Source organism: Candidatus Accumulibacter propinquus (assembly GCF_056856495.1).
The window spans coordinates 426440-440925 of record NZ_JBSEHC010000001.1; the positions used below are offsets into that span (position 1 = coordinate 426440).

General features: G+C 67.3%; 8 protein-coding genes. 4 read left to right on the forward strand and 4 right to left on the reverse strand.

Translation table 11 applies throughout. The annotated features are described in order from the left end of the window. Window positions 1–18: 18 nt before the first annotated feature. On the forward strand, window positions 19–1875 hold the full coding sequence (locus tag AC15MQ_RS01930) for a tetratricopeptide repeat protein (protein ID WP_483079153.1): 1857 nt from the start codon (window positions 19–21) through the stop codon (window positions 1873–1875). After that, window positions 1872–4217: a tetratricopeptide repeat protein gene (locus AC15MQ_RS01935; protein WP_483079154.1), complete on the forward strand. Its 2346-nt coding sequence runs from the start codon at window positions 1872–1874 to the stop codon at window positions 4215–4217. The genes AC15MQ_RS01930 and AC15MQ_RS01935 overlap by 4 nt, the downstream gene beginning before the upstream one ends. Window positions 4218–4295: 78 nt before the next feature. Here AC15MQ_RS01935 and AC15MQ_RS01940 read toward each other — a convergent pair whose 3' ends face one another. Continuing rightward, window positions 4296–5264, reverse strand: coding sequence for a ParB/Srx family N-terminal domain-containing protein (locus AC15MQ_RS01940; protein WP_287670772.1), 969 nt, complete (start codon window positions 5262–5264; stop codon window positions 4296–4298). 275 nt (window positions 5265–5539) lie between these two features. Here AC15MQ_RS01940 and AC15MQ_RS01945 point away from each other — a divergent pair, with 275 nt between their 5' ends. Both AC15MQ_RS01945 and AC15MQ_RS01950 read left to right on the forward strand, forming a co-directional pair. Further along, on the forward strand, window positions 5540–6904 hold the full coding sequence (locus tag AC15MQ_RS01945; RefSeq protein WP_483079155.1) for an SWIM zinc finger family protein: 1365 nt from the start codon (window positions 5540–5542) through the stop codon (window positions 6902–6904). Further along, window positions 6901–10065: a DUF6493 family protein gene (locus AC15MQ_RS01950; protein WP_483079156.1), complete on the forward strand. Its 3165-nt coding sequence runs from the start codon at window positions 6901–6903 to the stop codon at window positions 10063–10065. The genes AC15MQ_RS01945 and AC15MQ_RS01950 overlap by 4 nt, the downstream gene beginning before the upstream one ends. A gap of 84 nt (window positions 10066–10149) precedes the next feature. On the opposite strand, the gene AC15MQ_RS01955 is transcribed toward AC15MQ_RS01950, so the two are convergent. From AC15MQ_RS01955 to AC15MQ_RS01965, 3 genes are read right to left on the reverse strand one after another with little or no spacing between them, the layout of a single operon-like run. After that, window positions 10150–12993, reverse strand: coding sequence for an ATP-binding protein (locus AC15MQ_RS01955; RefSeq protein ID WP_483079157.1), 2844 nt, complete (start codon window positions 12991–12993; stop codon window positions 10150–10152). After that, a complete protein-coding gene (locus AC15MQ_RS01960; protein WP_483079158.1) occupies window positions 12990–14063 on the reverse strand; it encodes a PDDEXK nuclease domain-containing protein in 1074 nt (357 codons plus the stop codon). The genes AC15MQ_RS01955 and AC15MQ_RS01960 overlap by 4 nt, the downstream gene beginning before the upstream one ends. Then, window positions 14060–14476, reverse strand: coding sequence for a hypothetical protein (locus tag AC15MQ_RS01965; RefSeq protein ID WP_483079159.1), 417 nt, complete (start codon window positions 14474–14476; stop codon window positions 14060–14062). Before AC15MQ_RS01965 ends, AC15MQ_RS01960 begins: the two co-directional genes overlap by 4 nt. Window positions 14477–14486 lie beyond the last annotated feature (10 nt).

The following is a 14486-nucleotide window of genomic DNA, read 5'->3' on the forward strand; positions in this document are numbered from 1 at the left end:
TGACAAGCGATTTCCCCGATGCTGCCTGTGCAGGTCTTCCCGCGTCGCCGCTGTCCCCGCTGTCCCCGCGCTTCCGGCTGGCCGGGCACGCGCGCGCTGCTGCTGTTCCTGAGCGTCGCGCAGCCGGCGTTCGCCGCTTCGCCGCAGGCCCTTTTCGAACCGCTTGCGGGGCAGGTGCGCGAACTCGAAGTGGCGGCAGCCGACGGTCGTCTGCTGGCCACGCACTCGGCGGTGATCGTCGATGCGGAACGGGTGGTCGTCCAGTGCGACCTCGTCGAAGGGGCGCCGCTGCTGCGTCTGCGCGCGGCGAGTCGAACCCTGGTCGCGCGCCCGCTGCACGCGGATGTGCGCCGCAATCTTTGCCTGCTCGACGTTCCCGGCTTGTCCGGGCGGCCGGTGGAACTGGCGACCGCGCTGCCGTCCGCCGGCGCGCGGGTGCTCGCGGTGAGCAACGCGCTCGGGCTCGGCATCGGCGTTTCCGACGGTGTCGTCGCCGCGATCCGCGAGAGCGGCGGCGAGGCGCTGATCCAGCACACGGCGCCGGTTGCCCCAGGGTCGGAAGGCGGCGGCCTGTTCGACGAATCCGGCCGGCTGCTGGGGGTGATTCGTTATCGCAGGCTGGATGGGCAGAACGTGAATTTTGCCGCGCCGGCCGCGTGGATCCCGGAGATCGCCGCGCGTGCCGCGGCACAGACCGAATTGCGGGAGTGGCGTGGCCAGGCGGCGGCTTTCGAACGTGACGCGCGCTGGGCTGAACTCGCCACGCATGCAGCCGAGCGTACCCGACGCGCGGCCGACGAACCGGAAGCCTGGTTCTGGCTGGCCTGGGCGAAAGAGGCGCAGCGCGACTGGCCGGCGGCCGAGCAGGCGTATCGCGAGGCGGCGCGGCGTGCTGCCGGCGACGTGACGGTGGGGCTGGGACTGGCGCGTGCGCGCATCAACCTCGATCGGCTCGACGAAGCGCTGGCCACGGCCCGCCAACTGCTCGCCGTGCAGGCCGAGGACACGCGCGTCTGGGCGATGATCGGCTGGATCGAGATACGCCGCAAACAACCGCAGGCGGCGGCCACGGCGCTCGACGAGGCGATCCGGCTGGCGCCCTGGAATACCACCGCGCTGTACCTGTCGGCGACGCTGGCGGCCGACCACGGCGACTGGCCGAAGGCCTTGCGGCTGTTCCGGCAACTGACCCGCGCCGAGCCGGCGAACGCCTTGTGGTGGATCAAGCTGGCCGAGGCCCAGTACCGCGCGCAGGATTACCAGCGGGCGCTGAACGCCGCCGAGAAGCTGCTGGCGCTATCGCCCGAGCATGCCGACGGCTGGCTCTGGAAGGGCGCCGCGCTGTCGGCGCTGGGGCGTCGCAAGGAGGGCATCGATGCGCTGCGGGCGGCACTGGCGCGCGGCCCGCTGAGTCCGGCCTGGGCGTGGATCTTCCTGGGCAACACCTATTACGCGTTGCGCCTGTATCCGGAGGCGATCCAGGCGTACCGCGAGGTGGCGAAATTCGAAGCGCAGGCCGAGTCAGTCCAGGACAGCCTCGGGGTCGCACTCAAGGACGGCGGCCAGTTCGATGAGGCGCTGCGCCTGTTCGAGGCGGCGAGGCTGAAGCGCCCAGAGGATCCTTTCGTCTGGCGGCAGGTCGGCTACGTCAATGGCCTCATGGGACGCAGCGAGCCGATGATTGCCGCCCTGGAACAATCGCTCCGGCTTGATCCCAAACAGGCCCGGGTGTGGCGGGCACTGCTCGAAGGCTACCATGCCGCCGGCCGGCCCGCGGATGTCCGCCGCGCGTATGCGAAGTTGCTCGAACTCGACCCCGGCCAGGCCGAAAGGGCCTATCACGATTACCTGCTGCCCTTCGAGGCCGGGCGATGAAGGCGCTCTGCTGCCTGTTGCTGGCGCTGGCCAGCGCCGTCGTCCACGCCGATCAGGCGCAGGAGGTGCTGGCCAGGGTGCGCACGCAGGTGCTGCTGGTTGCCGCCCTGAACGCGCGCGGCCTGGTCGAGAGCGAGGGCAGTGGGGTGCTTGTCGCCGCCGGGCGGGTGGTCACCAATTGTCATGTGGTGGCCGAGGCGCAAGCGGTGCGGCTGACCACCGCGGACGGGCGCCAGCTCGCCGCCCGCGTGCTGCGCGAAGATGTCGGCCGCGACTTGTGCCTGCTCGAGGTCGCCGATGTGCCCGCGCCGGCCTTGCCGATGCGGCCGCTGGCCGATGTCCGACAGGGCGAGGCGGCTTATGCCGTCGGCAATCCGCTCGGTCTCGGGGTGGCGGTCAGCGCCGGTCTGGTGTCGGCCATCGACCGGCGCAGCAGCGAGCCGAGAATCCTCACCAGCGCCGCGGTATCCCCGGGGTCGAGCGGTGGCGGGCTGTTCGACGGCAGTGGGCGCCTGCTCGGGATTACCAGCAGCGTGCTCGAACTGGGGCAGAACGTGAGCGTGGCGATTCCCGCCGAGGCGATCGCGCGTCTCGAGCGCGAGGGTCGCACGCCGTCGCCCCCGGCGCCGGTCACAGCCGAGCCGGACTGGCTGCAGATCGCCGAAGCGCTGCGCCTGCGCGCCGATTGGGCGGGTCTGCTGGCGCATGCCGAGCGCTGGCAGCAGTACTATCCGACTTCGGCGGATGCCGTGGCTGCGGCCGGGCTGGCCGAGGGCAATCTCGACCGCTGGCCGGCCGCGCGCGAGCACCTGCGCCGCGGTGTCGCGGCCGCCCCATGGCATGCGCCGAGCAGCGGCTATCTGGCGCGTACGCACCTGGCGCTCAATGACCCGGCGGCGGCCGAGGCCGAAGCGCGGCGTGCGACCCGTCTCAATCCGGCCGCGGGCTATTACTGGGGACTGCTCGGCGAGGCCCTGCGCGTCCTGGGGCGCAACGACGAGGCGGCGAGCGCCTTCGCCACCGCTTTGCGTTTCTCGCCGGGCGAAGCCTCGGTGTGGGAAGGCTGGGGCGATCTGGCGGCCACCGCCGGCCGCGGCGACGACGCGGCGGCGCGCTATCGGGTTGCCGCGCGCCTGGCGCCCGAGTCGGACGGCCTGCGCCGCAAGCTGGCGCAAGCGCTGGCGCTGCGTGGCGAAGGCGCGGCCGCCGGCCGGGAACTGGCGGCCATCAAGGACCGTGGCCAGTCCGACGACGCCAAAGTGTGGAACACCGTCGGCGCCGGCGAGGAGAAGGCCGGTCGCTACCGCGAGGCGGAGCAGGCGTTCCGCAAGGCGCTGGCGATCGATCCGGCGCAGCCCGAGGCCTGGTTCAACCTTGGCCTGGTCCTGCGGCGCTCCGGGCGTGACGCGGAAGCCACACAGGCCTTCGAGCGGGCCCTGGAGCTGAATCCGCAAATGACCGTGAGCATGATCATGCTGGCCGAACTGCGGCAGCGTGCCGGTCGCCTCAGCGAGGCGGCGGAATGGGCGGCACGCGCCTGCGCGCAGGCCGATGCGCAGGCCACGGCGGCGTGTCGCGTACTGGCCGGCATCGCCAACGAGCGCCGCGACTGGACACAGGCCGAACGGGCCTACGAACGGGTCGTCGCGCTCGACGGCAGGAACGCCGACGACTGGGTCGCGCTGGCGCAGGCGCGGCTGGCACTCGGCAAGGCGCAGGAAGCGTTGCTCGCGCTGAACCGAGCGCTCGAACTGAACCCGCAGCACGGCGTCGCCTACCAGGCGCTCGCCGCCGCGCACGGCCGCCGCGGCGAGTATGCCCAGGCGCTGGAGTATGCCGAGCGCGCCACGCAACTCGAACCGACCGATCATCAGGCCTGGAGCAACAAGGGTTACAGTCTGCTCAAGCTGCAACGCCCCGCGGAAGCGGTGCCGGCGTTCGAGACGGCGTTGCGCCTCAAGCCGGATTTCAGCAACGCCTGGATCAACCTCGGCGAGGCCAAACTCGCGCAGCGCCAGGCCGGCGAGGCGATCGTCGCCTTGCGCAAGGCGCTCGAGCTTTCGCCGGGGGCCAGCGATGCGCGGCTGTATCTCGCCTCGGCGTACGTCAGCACCGGCCAGTTCGCGCTGGCCCGGGAGCAACTGACACCGCTGGCCGAGAAAGCGCCGCAACTGGTGCAGGCGTGGGTGTTGCTGACCGTCGCCAACGCCGGGCTCGGCGACCGCGACGCGGCCACTGCCAGTTATACGCGGCTGAAGTCGCTGAATCCTGCGGCCGCGACGGCGTTGCGCACCCGTCTGGCCGCGTTGCCGGGGAACCAGGCGGTGAACCTGCCCGAGTAGCGCTCGCGGCCGTGATTTTCCGCGCGGCAGGGGCCGAGCCGCCAGTGCGTGGCGTCCGCCCCTGCCTTTACGGTGCGCCTACTTGCAGTGTTTGGGTTGCGCGATGCCGGTCTGAACGGCCGGGTTGTAGCCGGCGCCTTCGCCTACCGCCTGTTGCGCCGCGGGTGCCGCCGCCGCCCGCATCGCCGCCGGCAGGGCCTGGGTCAGCTTGTCATACTGACTGTCGAGGCAGGTGGTATTCAAGGGCGTTTGCTGTGAGCACGACGCTTCTCCGGCCAGCGCATCCTTGACCTCCTGCACATTGGCCAGGTAGGCGCCCCACTTGAACTCGAGGAAATAAGCGTCGGCGCAGGTCACGTTCGGAAACTTGTCGGCGCAGCTCGGGTCGTCATCGTCCTTGGCGGCCCCGGGAGGATCGCACTTGACGTAGCCACAGCTCCCTCTCACCCAGGCCGAGAGCGTCCGCAGCGGATCATCCTGCAAGGTGCCGATGCTCCTGGGCAGTTGCGCGGGGGTGATGTCCTTGCCGTCGGGAGCCTTCAGCCAGGTGTCGTGCTGCGTGACCATCTGCTGCCAGAACGCATCCTCCTTCATGTTCGACCAGTCGGCGAGCAGGAAGGCATAGACCTTCTTCTCCTTGTCCTTGATATCGGCATTCCAGACGGCAGTGGACAGGTGGTGGTGGTCGGTCAGGTAGAACACGCCGCCCGGGCCGCGCACCATCGGCACCCAGCGATTGTCTGCAAGCAGATAGTCGTTGAGTTTTCCCTTCCTGGCGTTGCTCGATATCTTTTCCGCCTTGCACTCCACGGCATCCATTCCCACCGCGGATTGTGTCGGACGCAGCGCCTGCACGTCGATGACGCAGCCGCGCTTCTTCTTTTCCTTGAGCGTGATGATTCCCTCCTCGTCGGGCCGGGCGACCTTGGTATTCTTGCCGCATGCGGGGATTGCCGAGTCCCCGTCATGTTTGCTGCCCTTGGCCTCGGCGGTGCCCGCCAGGCCGATCGCCAGAAATCCCGAAAGCATCATCGTGAGTGCGCGCATCTCTTCCCTCCTTTGTTAAACCAATGTGAAACAGAAAAGATCCTCCTGGGCATTCAGTCGCCCGCGCGCAGTATCGATGGCGTCGCGGGCGAAGTCAATCTCATTCTTATTGCGTAATCAGGCATCGATCACCAGGCCGCCGAGGAGTGTGCTGCGGCGAGAGTGAGAAGAAAAAACTGCGAGAATGTCGTGTGCGGCGCCGGGCACCAGGAAACGCCGGCAGTGCGCAGCCATGGGTCCGCAGCCATGGCTCATTTCGCGGAGCGATCAACAGCATGTCGGCAAGCGCCTTGAACTATACCTATCGTTATCCCTACGCGTCGGGCGTCGTCGGCGCGGCCGGCGCGCAGTCGCTGCGGCTGGCGACCTGTTCGTCGGGCCACGAACACCCGCCGTTCTTTCAGGGGCGCATCGAACAGCCGCGCAGCGTTGCCGACATGCTGCTGGCGCTGCTCGATGTCGTGCGCAGCCACTATTTCCTGCCGCGGCCGCCGCAGATGGACCCGGTGGTGACCAGCAACGAGGCGATGCTGCGTTTCGAGGGGTTCAGCGGCTGCTGCGGGGTCTACGTGCGCGTCGATCTCGATACCGCCGGGCTGCAAGCCGAGCGGCTGGGCCGCGGCACCACCAACGTCGACTTCAACCTCCCGATGCGGGCCGCGCTGATGCGTTTGCAGGACAACGAGCGGGTCGAGTTTTCCGTCGGCAGGGAAGCGTTCGCCCTGAGTCACGGCACAGAAAGCGTCGTCGAGAAGAAGGTCAGCCTGCCGCTGCGCTGGATCAAGGGCTTCAGCGAGGTGCAGGCGTATCAGCCGCGGCTGCTGCTGATGGCCGACGTGAACGGTGTGGAGGCGCGCCACTTTGCCCGGAGCCTGCCGTTGGGCAGCGTTCCTAGACAGCCGTCATTCGCCGTTCAGTCCGGCAGCGGCTTGCGTCTGAGTCAGCGACCGGCCACCGGCGCGGTGCGGATCAGCGGCCTGCAACGCCTGCGGACCTTGCCGGGGCTGGTGCAGCGGGCCGAACGGCTGCGCCTCTGGAGCGCCGCGACAGCGGGCGCTTCGGCCTGGGAGGTGATCTTTCCGGTCGGGCGGGTGACCCTGCTGGTCAGCCCCGAGGCGCAGCGGGGCTTCTCGGGTGAAGGCCAGGTGCTCGAAACGCTCGCCGGCAGCGCCTGGCAGCAGGCGTTGCCGCGGGTCCGCGCCGAGTTGCGCTGGCAGAACGAGATCGACGTCGGCCGCGTCGCCGCGGCCACCCGGCTGAGCATCGCCGAGGTCGAGGGCGCGCTCGCCGCGCTCGGCGCGCGCGGACTGGCGGGCTACGACCGGGCGAGCGGCCGCTACTTTCATCGCGAACTGCCGTTCGACCTTGACCGCGTCGAGGCCTTGCAGCCGCGCCTGCTCGATGCCCGCGAACTGCTGGCCGGGAGCAAGGTGCGGCTGCTGCAGACGATCGACGTCGGCAGCCATGACTTCGCGGTCGATGGCCGCGAGGTCGTCCACCATGTGCGCCTGCGCGCCGGGCAGGATCGCTGCTCCTGTCCGTGGTTCAGCAAACTGCAGGGCGAGCGTGGTCCCTGCAAGCATATCCTGGCGGCGCGGCTGTTCCTCGATGGCGCTGCCGAGGTGCCGATTTCATCATGAACGAGCCGGAGTTGGCGGCGCTGATCGCCAGACAGTCGCCCGAGCAGGTGGTCGACGCGCTGCTGGCCTTGCCGCTGGAGGCCCGCCGCGCGCTGGCGCCAATTGCCGCCGAACTGTTGAAGGCGGTCGACAGCGGACGCCTGCTGAACGCATGGACGGGACTGCTGCCCGGTTTGCCGACGACGCGCACCGGCGGCCTCGGACGCCGCTGGAACGAGCACCACGCCAAGCTCGCACTGGCGGTGCTCACGCTGTGTCCGATCGACAAGGCGCGGCGTGTGCGCTGGCTCGGCCTGCGCGACGCGGACGCGCTGTTGCGGCGGGTGTTCGTCGCCCGCGACCCGGCCTGGCGCGACGCCTGGCTGCGTCACCGGCTGCGCGACGAGTTCCCCGGCGTCGGGTGGAGCTTCGTTCGCGGCCTGGTGCGTGACGGACTCTGCGCACGCCCCGAGGAAGAAGGCTATGTGCGGTTGATGGTTGGTGGACTCAATCCGGGATGGTTCCGCAACGGCGAGAGCCATGTGCCGGTCAGTGCCCGCCTGCTGGCCGACCCCGGTCTGCTCGAAGTGGAAGTCTGGCGACTGTTCGAAACCGATACCGCCGCTTTCAGCGACGCCTGGCTGCGCAACAACCCGCGGCGACCCGAGAACTACGAAAGCTGGAGCGACGCCTTGCTGCGCCTTGCCGACGAGGGCCGGCTCGACCGCCAGCGCCTGCTCGACGCGAGCCTGTCCGGATTGTGGAAGAGCACCAGCAGCAACGTCCTTTCCGGCTATCACCAACTGCATCTGCGGCTGGCGCCGACGGCTGCAGAACTCGATGCGCGCGAAGCGCAGTACCGGGACCTGCTCAGCCATCGCACCGGTCATGTCGTTGGCTTTGCCCTTCGGCAACTGGCGTCGATCGCCCGCCGCCGGCCACTGGCGGCAACGCCGACGTTGACCACCATGCTGCCCTTGTTCAGCCTGCCGGCCAAGGCGCACGCCCTGGCCGCGCTGAAGCTGGTCGGCCGGATCATGCAGCAGGCCGACCAGGAGGGGCGCGAGGCTGCGATCACCGACGCCGCGCACGCGGTATTGTTCGAGGCCTTGCGGCATCGTGAGAGCGAGGTCCAGGAGGCCGCGGCGCAACTCCTGGCGGCCGGTGCCGACGCCTGGGACGCCGCTCGGGTTTCGCAATGGCTGCGCGTCGACGGCGAGATTTCTGCGCATGCCCGCGCGCAACTCGCCAACCTCAGCGGTGCGGCGGCCGTGCCTGTCGCCGCCGCGTCGTCGGCGGGGAGTGAGGCGGCCGGCGCCGCCGAGCGGCAATGGCAGCTCCGGTTGCAGGCCGTGCCGGTGCGCCTGCAGACTCTCGGCGGGCTGGCCGGAACGGTCGATTTCTCGTCGCCGCCGCCGCCGTTGGCCTTTGCCCTGGGCGAACTGCCGATCCTGGCGACGTGCGAGCCCTTGCTGCCGATCGCCGGCGTTGATGAACTGATCGACTGCGTGGCGCACGCGATCGAGCGCGTGGCCTCGGTCGACGAGGTCGAACGTCTGGTCGATGGCATGGGCCGTCTGTTCGACGAGCGGCCCGCCGATTTTGCCGCCCGCACGCAGGCGCTGATTCAGCGCATCCATACCGGTGCCGCCGCCGACGCGCGCGGCCTGGTGCTGCCGGGGGCGCCCAACGGCCTGCGCGATCTGGTACTGACCTGGCTGGAGGGCGGACTGCGGCACACCGCCTATCCCTTCTACTGGCGTGTCCGCGGACCGGTGCGCTTCATCGATCAGCGCCTGCGCGAACTGGCCCGACATCTCGACCGGCACGGTGCGCTGGCGCCACTGGCGACCCCCACGCATAGCCACGGCTGGCTCGATGCGCGCACGCTGGTGCGGCGTCTGGCGGTCTACGAGCAGGAAAATCGGCGGCCGCTTCGTCATGATCTGCTGCAGGCGCTGTTGCGCCTGGCACCGGACGGCCGCGCCGACGCGCTGGGCGAGGCCCGGGAACTGCATGGCGCCTGGGCTCCGGCGTTGTGCTGGGCGCTCGGAGGCGAGGCTGGCCCGCAGCGGCAGGAGCGGGCGCAGGCAGCGCTGTGGGTCGCGGCGGGGCGCGCCCGCTGCCCTGGCGGCGACCTCGGCCTGGCGCTGGAACCACTCGGATTGAAGGTCTCCTGGCCGGATGTGCTGCGTCCCGCGAGTTATCGCTGGCAAGCCACGACGCGCACGCTGCGTCGCCAGCGCCGCGAGAGTGCCTTGCCCTGCCTGGATCTCGAGGTCCTGCCCGCCAACGCCGGCGAACCGCTGCGGCCGACGCCGGCCTGGGGGGCTGCGGCCAGGCTGCGTCAGGGCTTGCGCGGCCTGGGTGCGCTCGTGCGCCGGCTGCGGCGGGTCATGCCGGCGCTGGCGTTGCGTAGCCTTGATCCGAGCCTGGTGTTGCCGACCTGCCTGCCGCACGAAGCGGCGGCGCACCACTCGCTGTCTGTCGGCCATGCCGCGCCCTGGATGCTCGAATGGAGCCGCATCCTCTGGCCGCTGAACAGCGAGGCCTTTCTGGCGCAGGGCGCGCAGCGGATGGTCGAACGCCTCGACCTCGCCGCCGCCGCCGGCGAGCCCCTGCACGCCTATCTGGAGCCGCTGTTCGAGAGCGAGCGACCGTGGTCGGAACTCGGCATGCTGGTGTTGTGGCTGGGCATGGCCGGTCGTGACGGTGACCTGCGTGGCCTGGCGACGGATTTGTTGATTGCCGGGATCGAAGACGGCCGCGCGCATCCCGGCGAGTTGGCCGCCGTTCTCCGCAAACTGGCTGCCGGCGGCTGGCTGAAAGGCCACCGTCTGGTCCAGACGCTGGCCGAAGTCGCGCGCGTGTCGCCACTGCATGCCTGGGCCGTGGCCAGCGTCATCGAAGCGGCTCTGGAGGTGTTCCTCGGCCAGAGCAGCCGCGCCAACGCGGCCCTCGAACTGCTGCTGGAGTTGTTGCTGGCCCTGCACTGCGGCCCGGCCGAAGCGACGGCGCAACGCCTGCTCGCGGTCAGCAGCGGCAAGGCCGGAGTCGCCGCCGGGCGCATCGGCGCCCGGCTCGGTCAGCCGACGCTGGCATGTTCGCCGGTGGCCTTGCATCCGGCCTGGGAAGCGCGGATATGCCGCATCGAGCGCTGGGCGAACCGCGCGGAAGCCTGAGCGAGAGGATTTGATGGCGCCGAGAATCCTTTGGCATACAGGCTGCGTTGGCTTGCGTCATCTTCTGGATTCCATCCCGACCGATTACTCGCTTTCCTCAAACTCCGCATTCTTGAACCGCAGCACGTTGCAGTTCTCCTTCACCGCACGCTGCAACCCGTCATCGAAGCCGGTTGCCGCTTCGGCCTGAATCTCGATGGCGATACGGACCTTCACGCCGGGGCGCGAGGTGAATTGCAGGACGACTTCGTCGACCAGATCGGCGAACTGCTTTTTCGCTTGGATGGCATCCAGTTCGATGCTGCCGAAGAAATGTTTCTTCGTTGCCTGCGCCGCGCCGCCGCCCGTCGGATAGGTCGACTTCGCCGAGTCCTCGACACGCGAGCCAGTGGTCGCCGTCGCGGGCGCATCGCTTGGCTTCGGCCTTGCCGCCTCTTCGGCAGCACGTTGAGCCTCGGCGAATCCCGCTGCCGTCACTGCCTCAATCAGAATCAGCGACGAGTCGAAGAACGGCGAGGTGCGCTTGCCGTAGGTGAAGCCGAGGTAGCGGTCCTCGTCCTTGCCTTGGGCGAAGCCGAAGAAATCGCGGCTATCGGAGCCAGCGGCCAAGGTCGATTGGAAAACCGTGTCGTCGCGCAAGCGCGGCAAGTAAAGCTGCTGGCAACTTTGCTGCCACACGTTCAGGGCATTCGCCTCCCGCACGCCGTCTTTCCAGAACCACGTCTTGAGCAGGGCCGCCAAGTGGATCGGTGCCCACTCGGTAATCAGCAGTTCGTTTTCCTTGAGGACGCGCTCGATCTCCTGCGACAGATTCTGCGCGCCGGGATTGACCGGGAAATGCTCCCACTGAATCTCGGACAGCCCCGCATTTTTTACCCCTGCGGGCCGCGCCTCCTGCATCGGCGCGAGCAGCCATTTGTAGGTCTCGCGGATCATGCGGCGCAGCGCCTCACTGGCATCGTCGAGACTCTTGCTGGCCTGCCTCGACTGGAACTGGTCGAGGTTGAGCTTCATCTCCTTGATGTCGTTCACGATGGACTGCCACGCCAGCGTCGAGCGCACCTGATCCTTCAGGCGGCTGACCGAGTCATAGTCGGCGGCGAGGAAGATCAAACGGTTCTGCTTGAAGCGCGGCTGATCGCCCCGGTTTTTCAGGATCACGTTGGCGCGGTCGATGGCGAGGCTGTGGTTGCCAACCCCGCCGCTGCGGCTGAAAGCGGCATCTGGCGGCAGCACCACCAGGCGCAATTGCCAGTCATCGGGGATGTCGCTGCTGGCCGTGAAGACATGCGTACCGCCGAACACGCCGGAAGCGAAGCTACGCTGTACGCGGTCACGGATTGCCGGGAACACATCTTCCTTGTCCTGGAAGCGCCGCTTCCGCTCTTCCATTTCACGGCGCAGGTTGGGTCGCGTGTCGAACCAGAAGCGGTTGTTGCCACTGTTCAGGTAGTGCAGTCGGTCGCCAAGGCGGCGTAGCGCGTCGCGATACACACCCACTTGCTGTCCCGGTTGCGCTACGCCGAGGACGACGCGCTCAAGCTCAAGGCCGCGCACCATCTGGTTGGATGTGCTCGGCGCACTGCCCAGGAAGATCGCCCGTGCCGAACGGCGACATGCCTGCACGGCGCCGAGCCGGGTATCGCGGTTTTCGATCTCGGTCGTTTCGGCGCGCTCGCCATCCACGTCGCGCTCGACCACCGGGTCCCAGCCTTGCGGCAGGTAATAGATGACCTCGTTGCGGGTGTCGGCGTCTTGCAGCGGGAAGCTGCCCGGCATGATGAGCGGGTCTTTGTCGTTGTCCTTCCAGATCCGGTGAATCACCTTCGCCATCAGTTTCAAGACACCCCGCGTGCGCTGGAAGTTATCGAGTGAAGACCAATCCTCATACAGCCGGTCGAACACCTCGGGATGAATCGGGTAGGCGTGCATCAGGCGCTCGAAGTAGCGGCTCTCCTGTGTCTCATGCGGGAAGTCGGTGCCGCTAGCCGTGTAGAAGTCGGCGAAGGCACGGCAGACCGATTCCGCCGCCAGCTTGTCGTTGATGCTGGTAAACAAACGGCGGCGCACGATCTCGAACGCTTCTTCGGTCGCCACCGGCTTCCACAATGCCTGAATGCGGCCAAAGTAATGGGCCAGCGAGGCCAGCGCCTTGACGCCGCGCTGGCTGCCCGCTTCCTTGTCCGATTCGGGCAGCGAGGCGAGCAAAACCGCCGTCGGCACCGCCTTCAAGGCTTCGGTCAGCGCCTGAATGAAACTCAGGTTGGAATCGAAGGTGCCGCCGGTCAGCGCCTTGCCTTCCTCGAACTGGCGCACATAGGCCACCAACTCGTCGATCAGGATCACGCAGGGCGCGTAGCGGCTGAGCAGGGTTTCCAGTACCGCCTTGCCGGGCGACGTACCCGACGCATCGGCATCGGCCACCAGCGCGTAGCCTTCGGCCTTGCCAAGTTGCCATGCCAGATCGCCCCACAGGGTTCGGCAAGCATGGCCGTCGCGCACGGTTGGCTGGTTCGGGGATGACTTGATGCCGTCGAGAACGGCCACGCGGGCACGCGGCAACTCGGTTACACCGGCTGTATCGAGGATAGCGGGAATGCCCGGCAAGTCGCTCGCCACCGCCTCACCCTTGGCAAGGTGATAGACGGCCAGCATCGTATGCGTCTTACCGCCGCCGAAGGCTGTTTGCAACTGGATGACCGGATCGCCACCCTTACCAGCAAGGCGCTTCACTACCGAATCGAGCAGCAGGCGCATACCTTCGGTGATGAAGGTACGCTGAAAGAACAGCGTCGCATTTTGATACTCGGGCGTCGCCGTACCGTCGTGCACCCGCGACAGATCAGCGGCAAATTCGGCCTGCTGGAACGTGCCTTTGAGGACATCCTCGTGCGGAACGGCGATCTCGCGCCAGGGTTTCAGGTTCATGCGTCTTCTCCATTTCCCTCGGGCACATGCGGCAAGGCGCCGGCTGCTGCCTGCTCACGTGCTCTTTGCACGATGCGGTGCAATTGCGCCCGCAACAGTTTCATGTCCGGAATCTTGTCCAGGTATTCCGCCACCCGGATATTGGCGCTGACCAGATCGAGCAGTTCCACCTGCTCGGTATCGGCTTCGGCGCACAGAATCAGGCCGATGGGCGACTCCTCGCCTTCGGCCCGTTCGTACTTGTCCAACCAGCGCAGATACAGTTCCATCTGGCCCTTGTGGGCGGGCTGAAACTTCTCCAGTTTCAGTTCCACGGCCACCAGCCGCCGCAAATGCCGGTGGTAGAACAGCAGATCGAGATAAAAGTCGTCGGCACCCACACTGACGCGCTTCTGCCGGGCAACAAAACTGAAGCCTGCGCCCAGTTCCAGCAGAAAGCGTTCCATGTCGCGCAGGATCGCCGCTTCCAGATCGCGCTCGCTGTAGCCATCGGACAGTCCGAGAAAATCCAGCATGTACGGATCGCGAAACACCAGATCAGGCGTCATCTGCCCGCCGGCCCGGAGTTTTTTCAATTCGGCATCGACCAGCGCCTCGGGTTTCTTGCTCAACGCCGTGCGCAGATAAAGCTGGCCGCCGATGCGCTCGCGCAATGTGCGTACGCTCCAGCGCTCGATGCGGCACATTTCGGCGTAGAACTCGCGTTCCAGTGGCTTTTTCAGCGGCAGGATTTCGACGAAATGGCTCCAGCTCAATTCTCGCGACAGTGATACGACAATGTTTTCGTCGGTGAATGCTTCGGCGAATTTCACCATCCGGGCGAGATTGCGGGCGCTGAAGCCCTGCCCGTAGTCGGGTACCAATTTTGCCGACAGTGTCGGCAAAATCTCCTCGCCATATTGAGCACGCTGACCTTGCAGGACTTCCCGCAGGATGCGCTCGCCTAGCTTCCAATGAAGCATCGTCAAGGTGCTGTTGGCCGTTTGCGCGACATGCAGCCGGGCCTGCTCGATCAGGCCACGAATCTCATCCAGCAGCAAACGATCGGGGTTCGCGGGTACCCGCTTCATCGCAACCCCAGATCGAAGTCCCTCGGCTCAAACGTCACCGAGGCATCGTGATAGCGGCCGTGAAGAATGGCATCGCGCATCAGCCGAACAAGCTCAGGCGAAACGCACTCCTTCTTGCGACGACCAGCGGCGTCTCGCGCTTCCCCGGATTCCCGCTCCACGCATTCCCTGATACCTTCGGTCGTGAGCACGAAAGCATCATCGACGACATCCAATCGGCCTGAGCTCAACCAGTAATTGATTGCGCTCAGATCGTTGATGAAACGCAAGGCCGCCTTATTCATCCGCCGATTGGCGCACAGATCAGGAACGCGCTCGACGCCTTGCGCCACCAAGAAGCTGGCAATCGTATGAGCGCTCAACTCCTTTTTATTGCTTTCAAGCGAAGTACCGATTCGATAGATCGTGGTCATTGGGGCGTCC

Bases quoted from the DNA above. Each gene is read 5' to 3' on its own strand.
- AC15MQ_RS01955 (WP_483079157.1), bottom strand. From the start codon at position 12,993: ATGAACCTGAAACCCTGGCGCGAGATCGCCGTTCCGCACGAGGATGTC.
- AC15MQ_RS01950 (WP_483079156.1), top strand. From the start codon at position 6,901: ATGAACGAGCCGGAGTTGGCGGCGCTGATCGCCAGACAGTCGCCCGAG.
- AC15MQ_RS01960 (WP_483079158.1), bottom strand. From the start codon at position 14,063: ATGAAGCGGGTACCCGCGAACCCCGATCGTTTGCTGCTGGATGAGATT.
- AC15MQ_RS01935 (WP_483079154.1), top strand. From the start codon at position 1,872: ATGAAGGCGCTCTGCTGCCTGTTGCTGGCGCTGGCCAGCGCCGTCGTC.
- AC15MQ_RS01930 (WP_483079153.1), top strand. From the start codon at position 19: ATGCTGCCTGTGCAGGTCTTCCCGCGTCGCCGCTGTCCCCGCTGTCCC.
- AC15MQ_RS01965 (WP_483079159.1), bottom strand. From the start codon at position 14,476: ATGACCACGATCTATCGAATCGGTACTTCGCTTGAAAGCAATAAAAAG.
- AC15MQ_RS01940 (WP_287670772.1), bottom strand. From the start codon at position 5,264: ATGCGCGCACTCACGATGATGCTTTCGGGATTTCTGGCGATCGGCCTG.
- AC15MQ_RS01945 (WP_483079155.1), top strand. From the start codon at position 5,540: ATGTCGGCAAGCGCCTTGAACTATACCTATCGTTATCCCTACGCGTCG.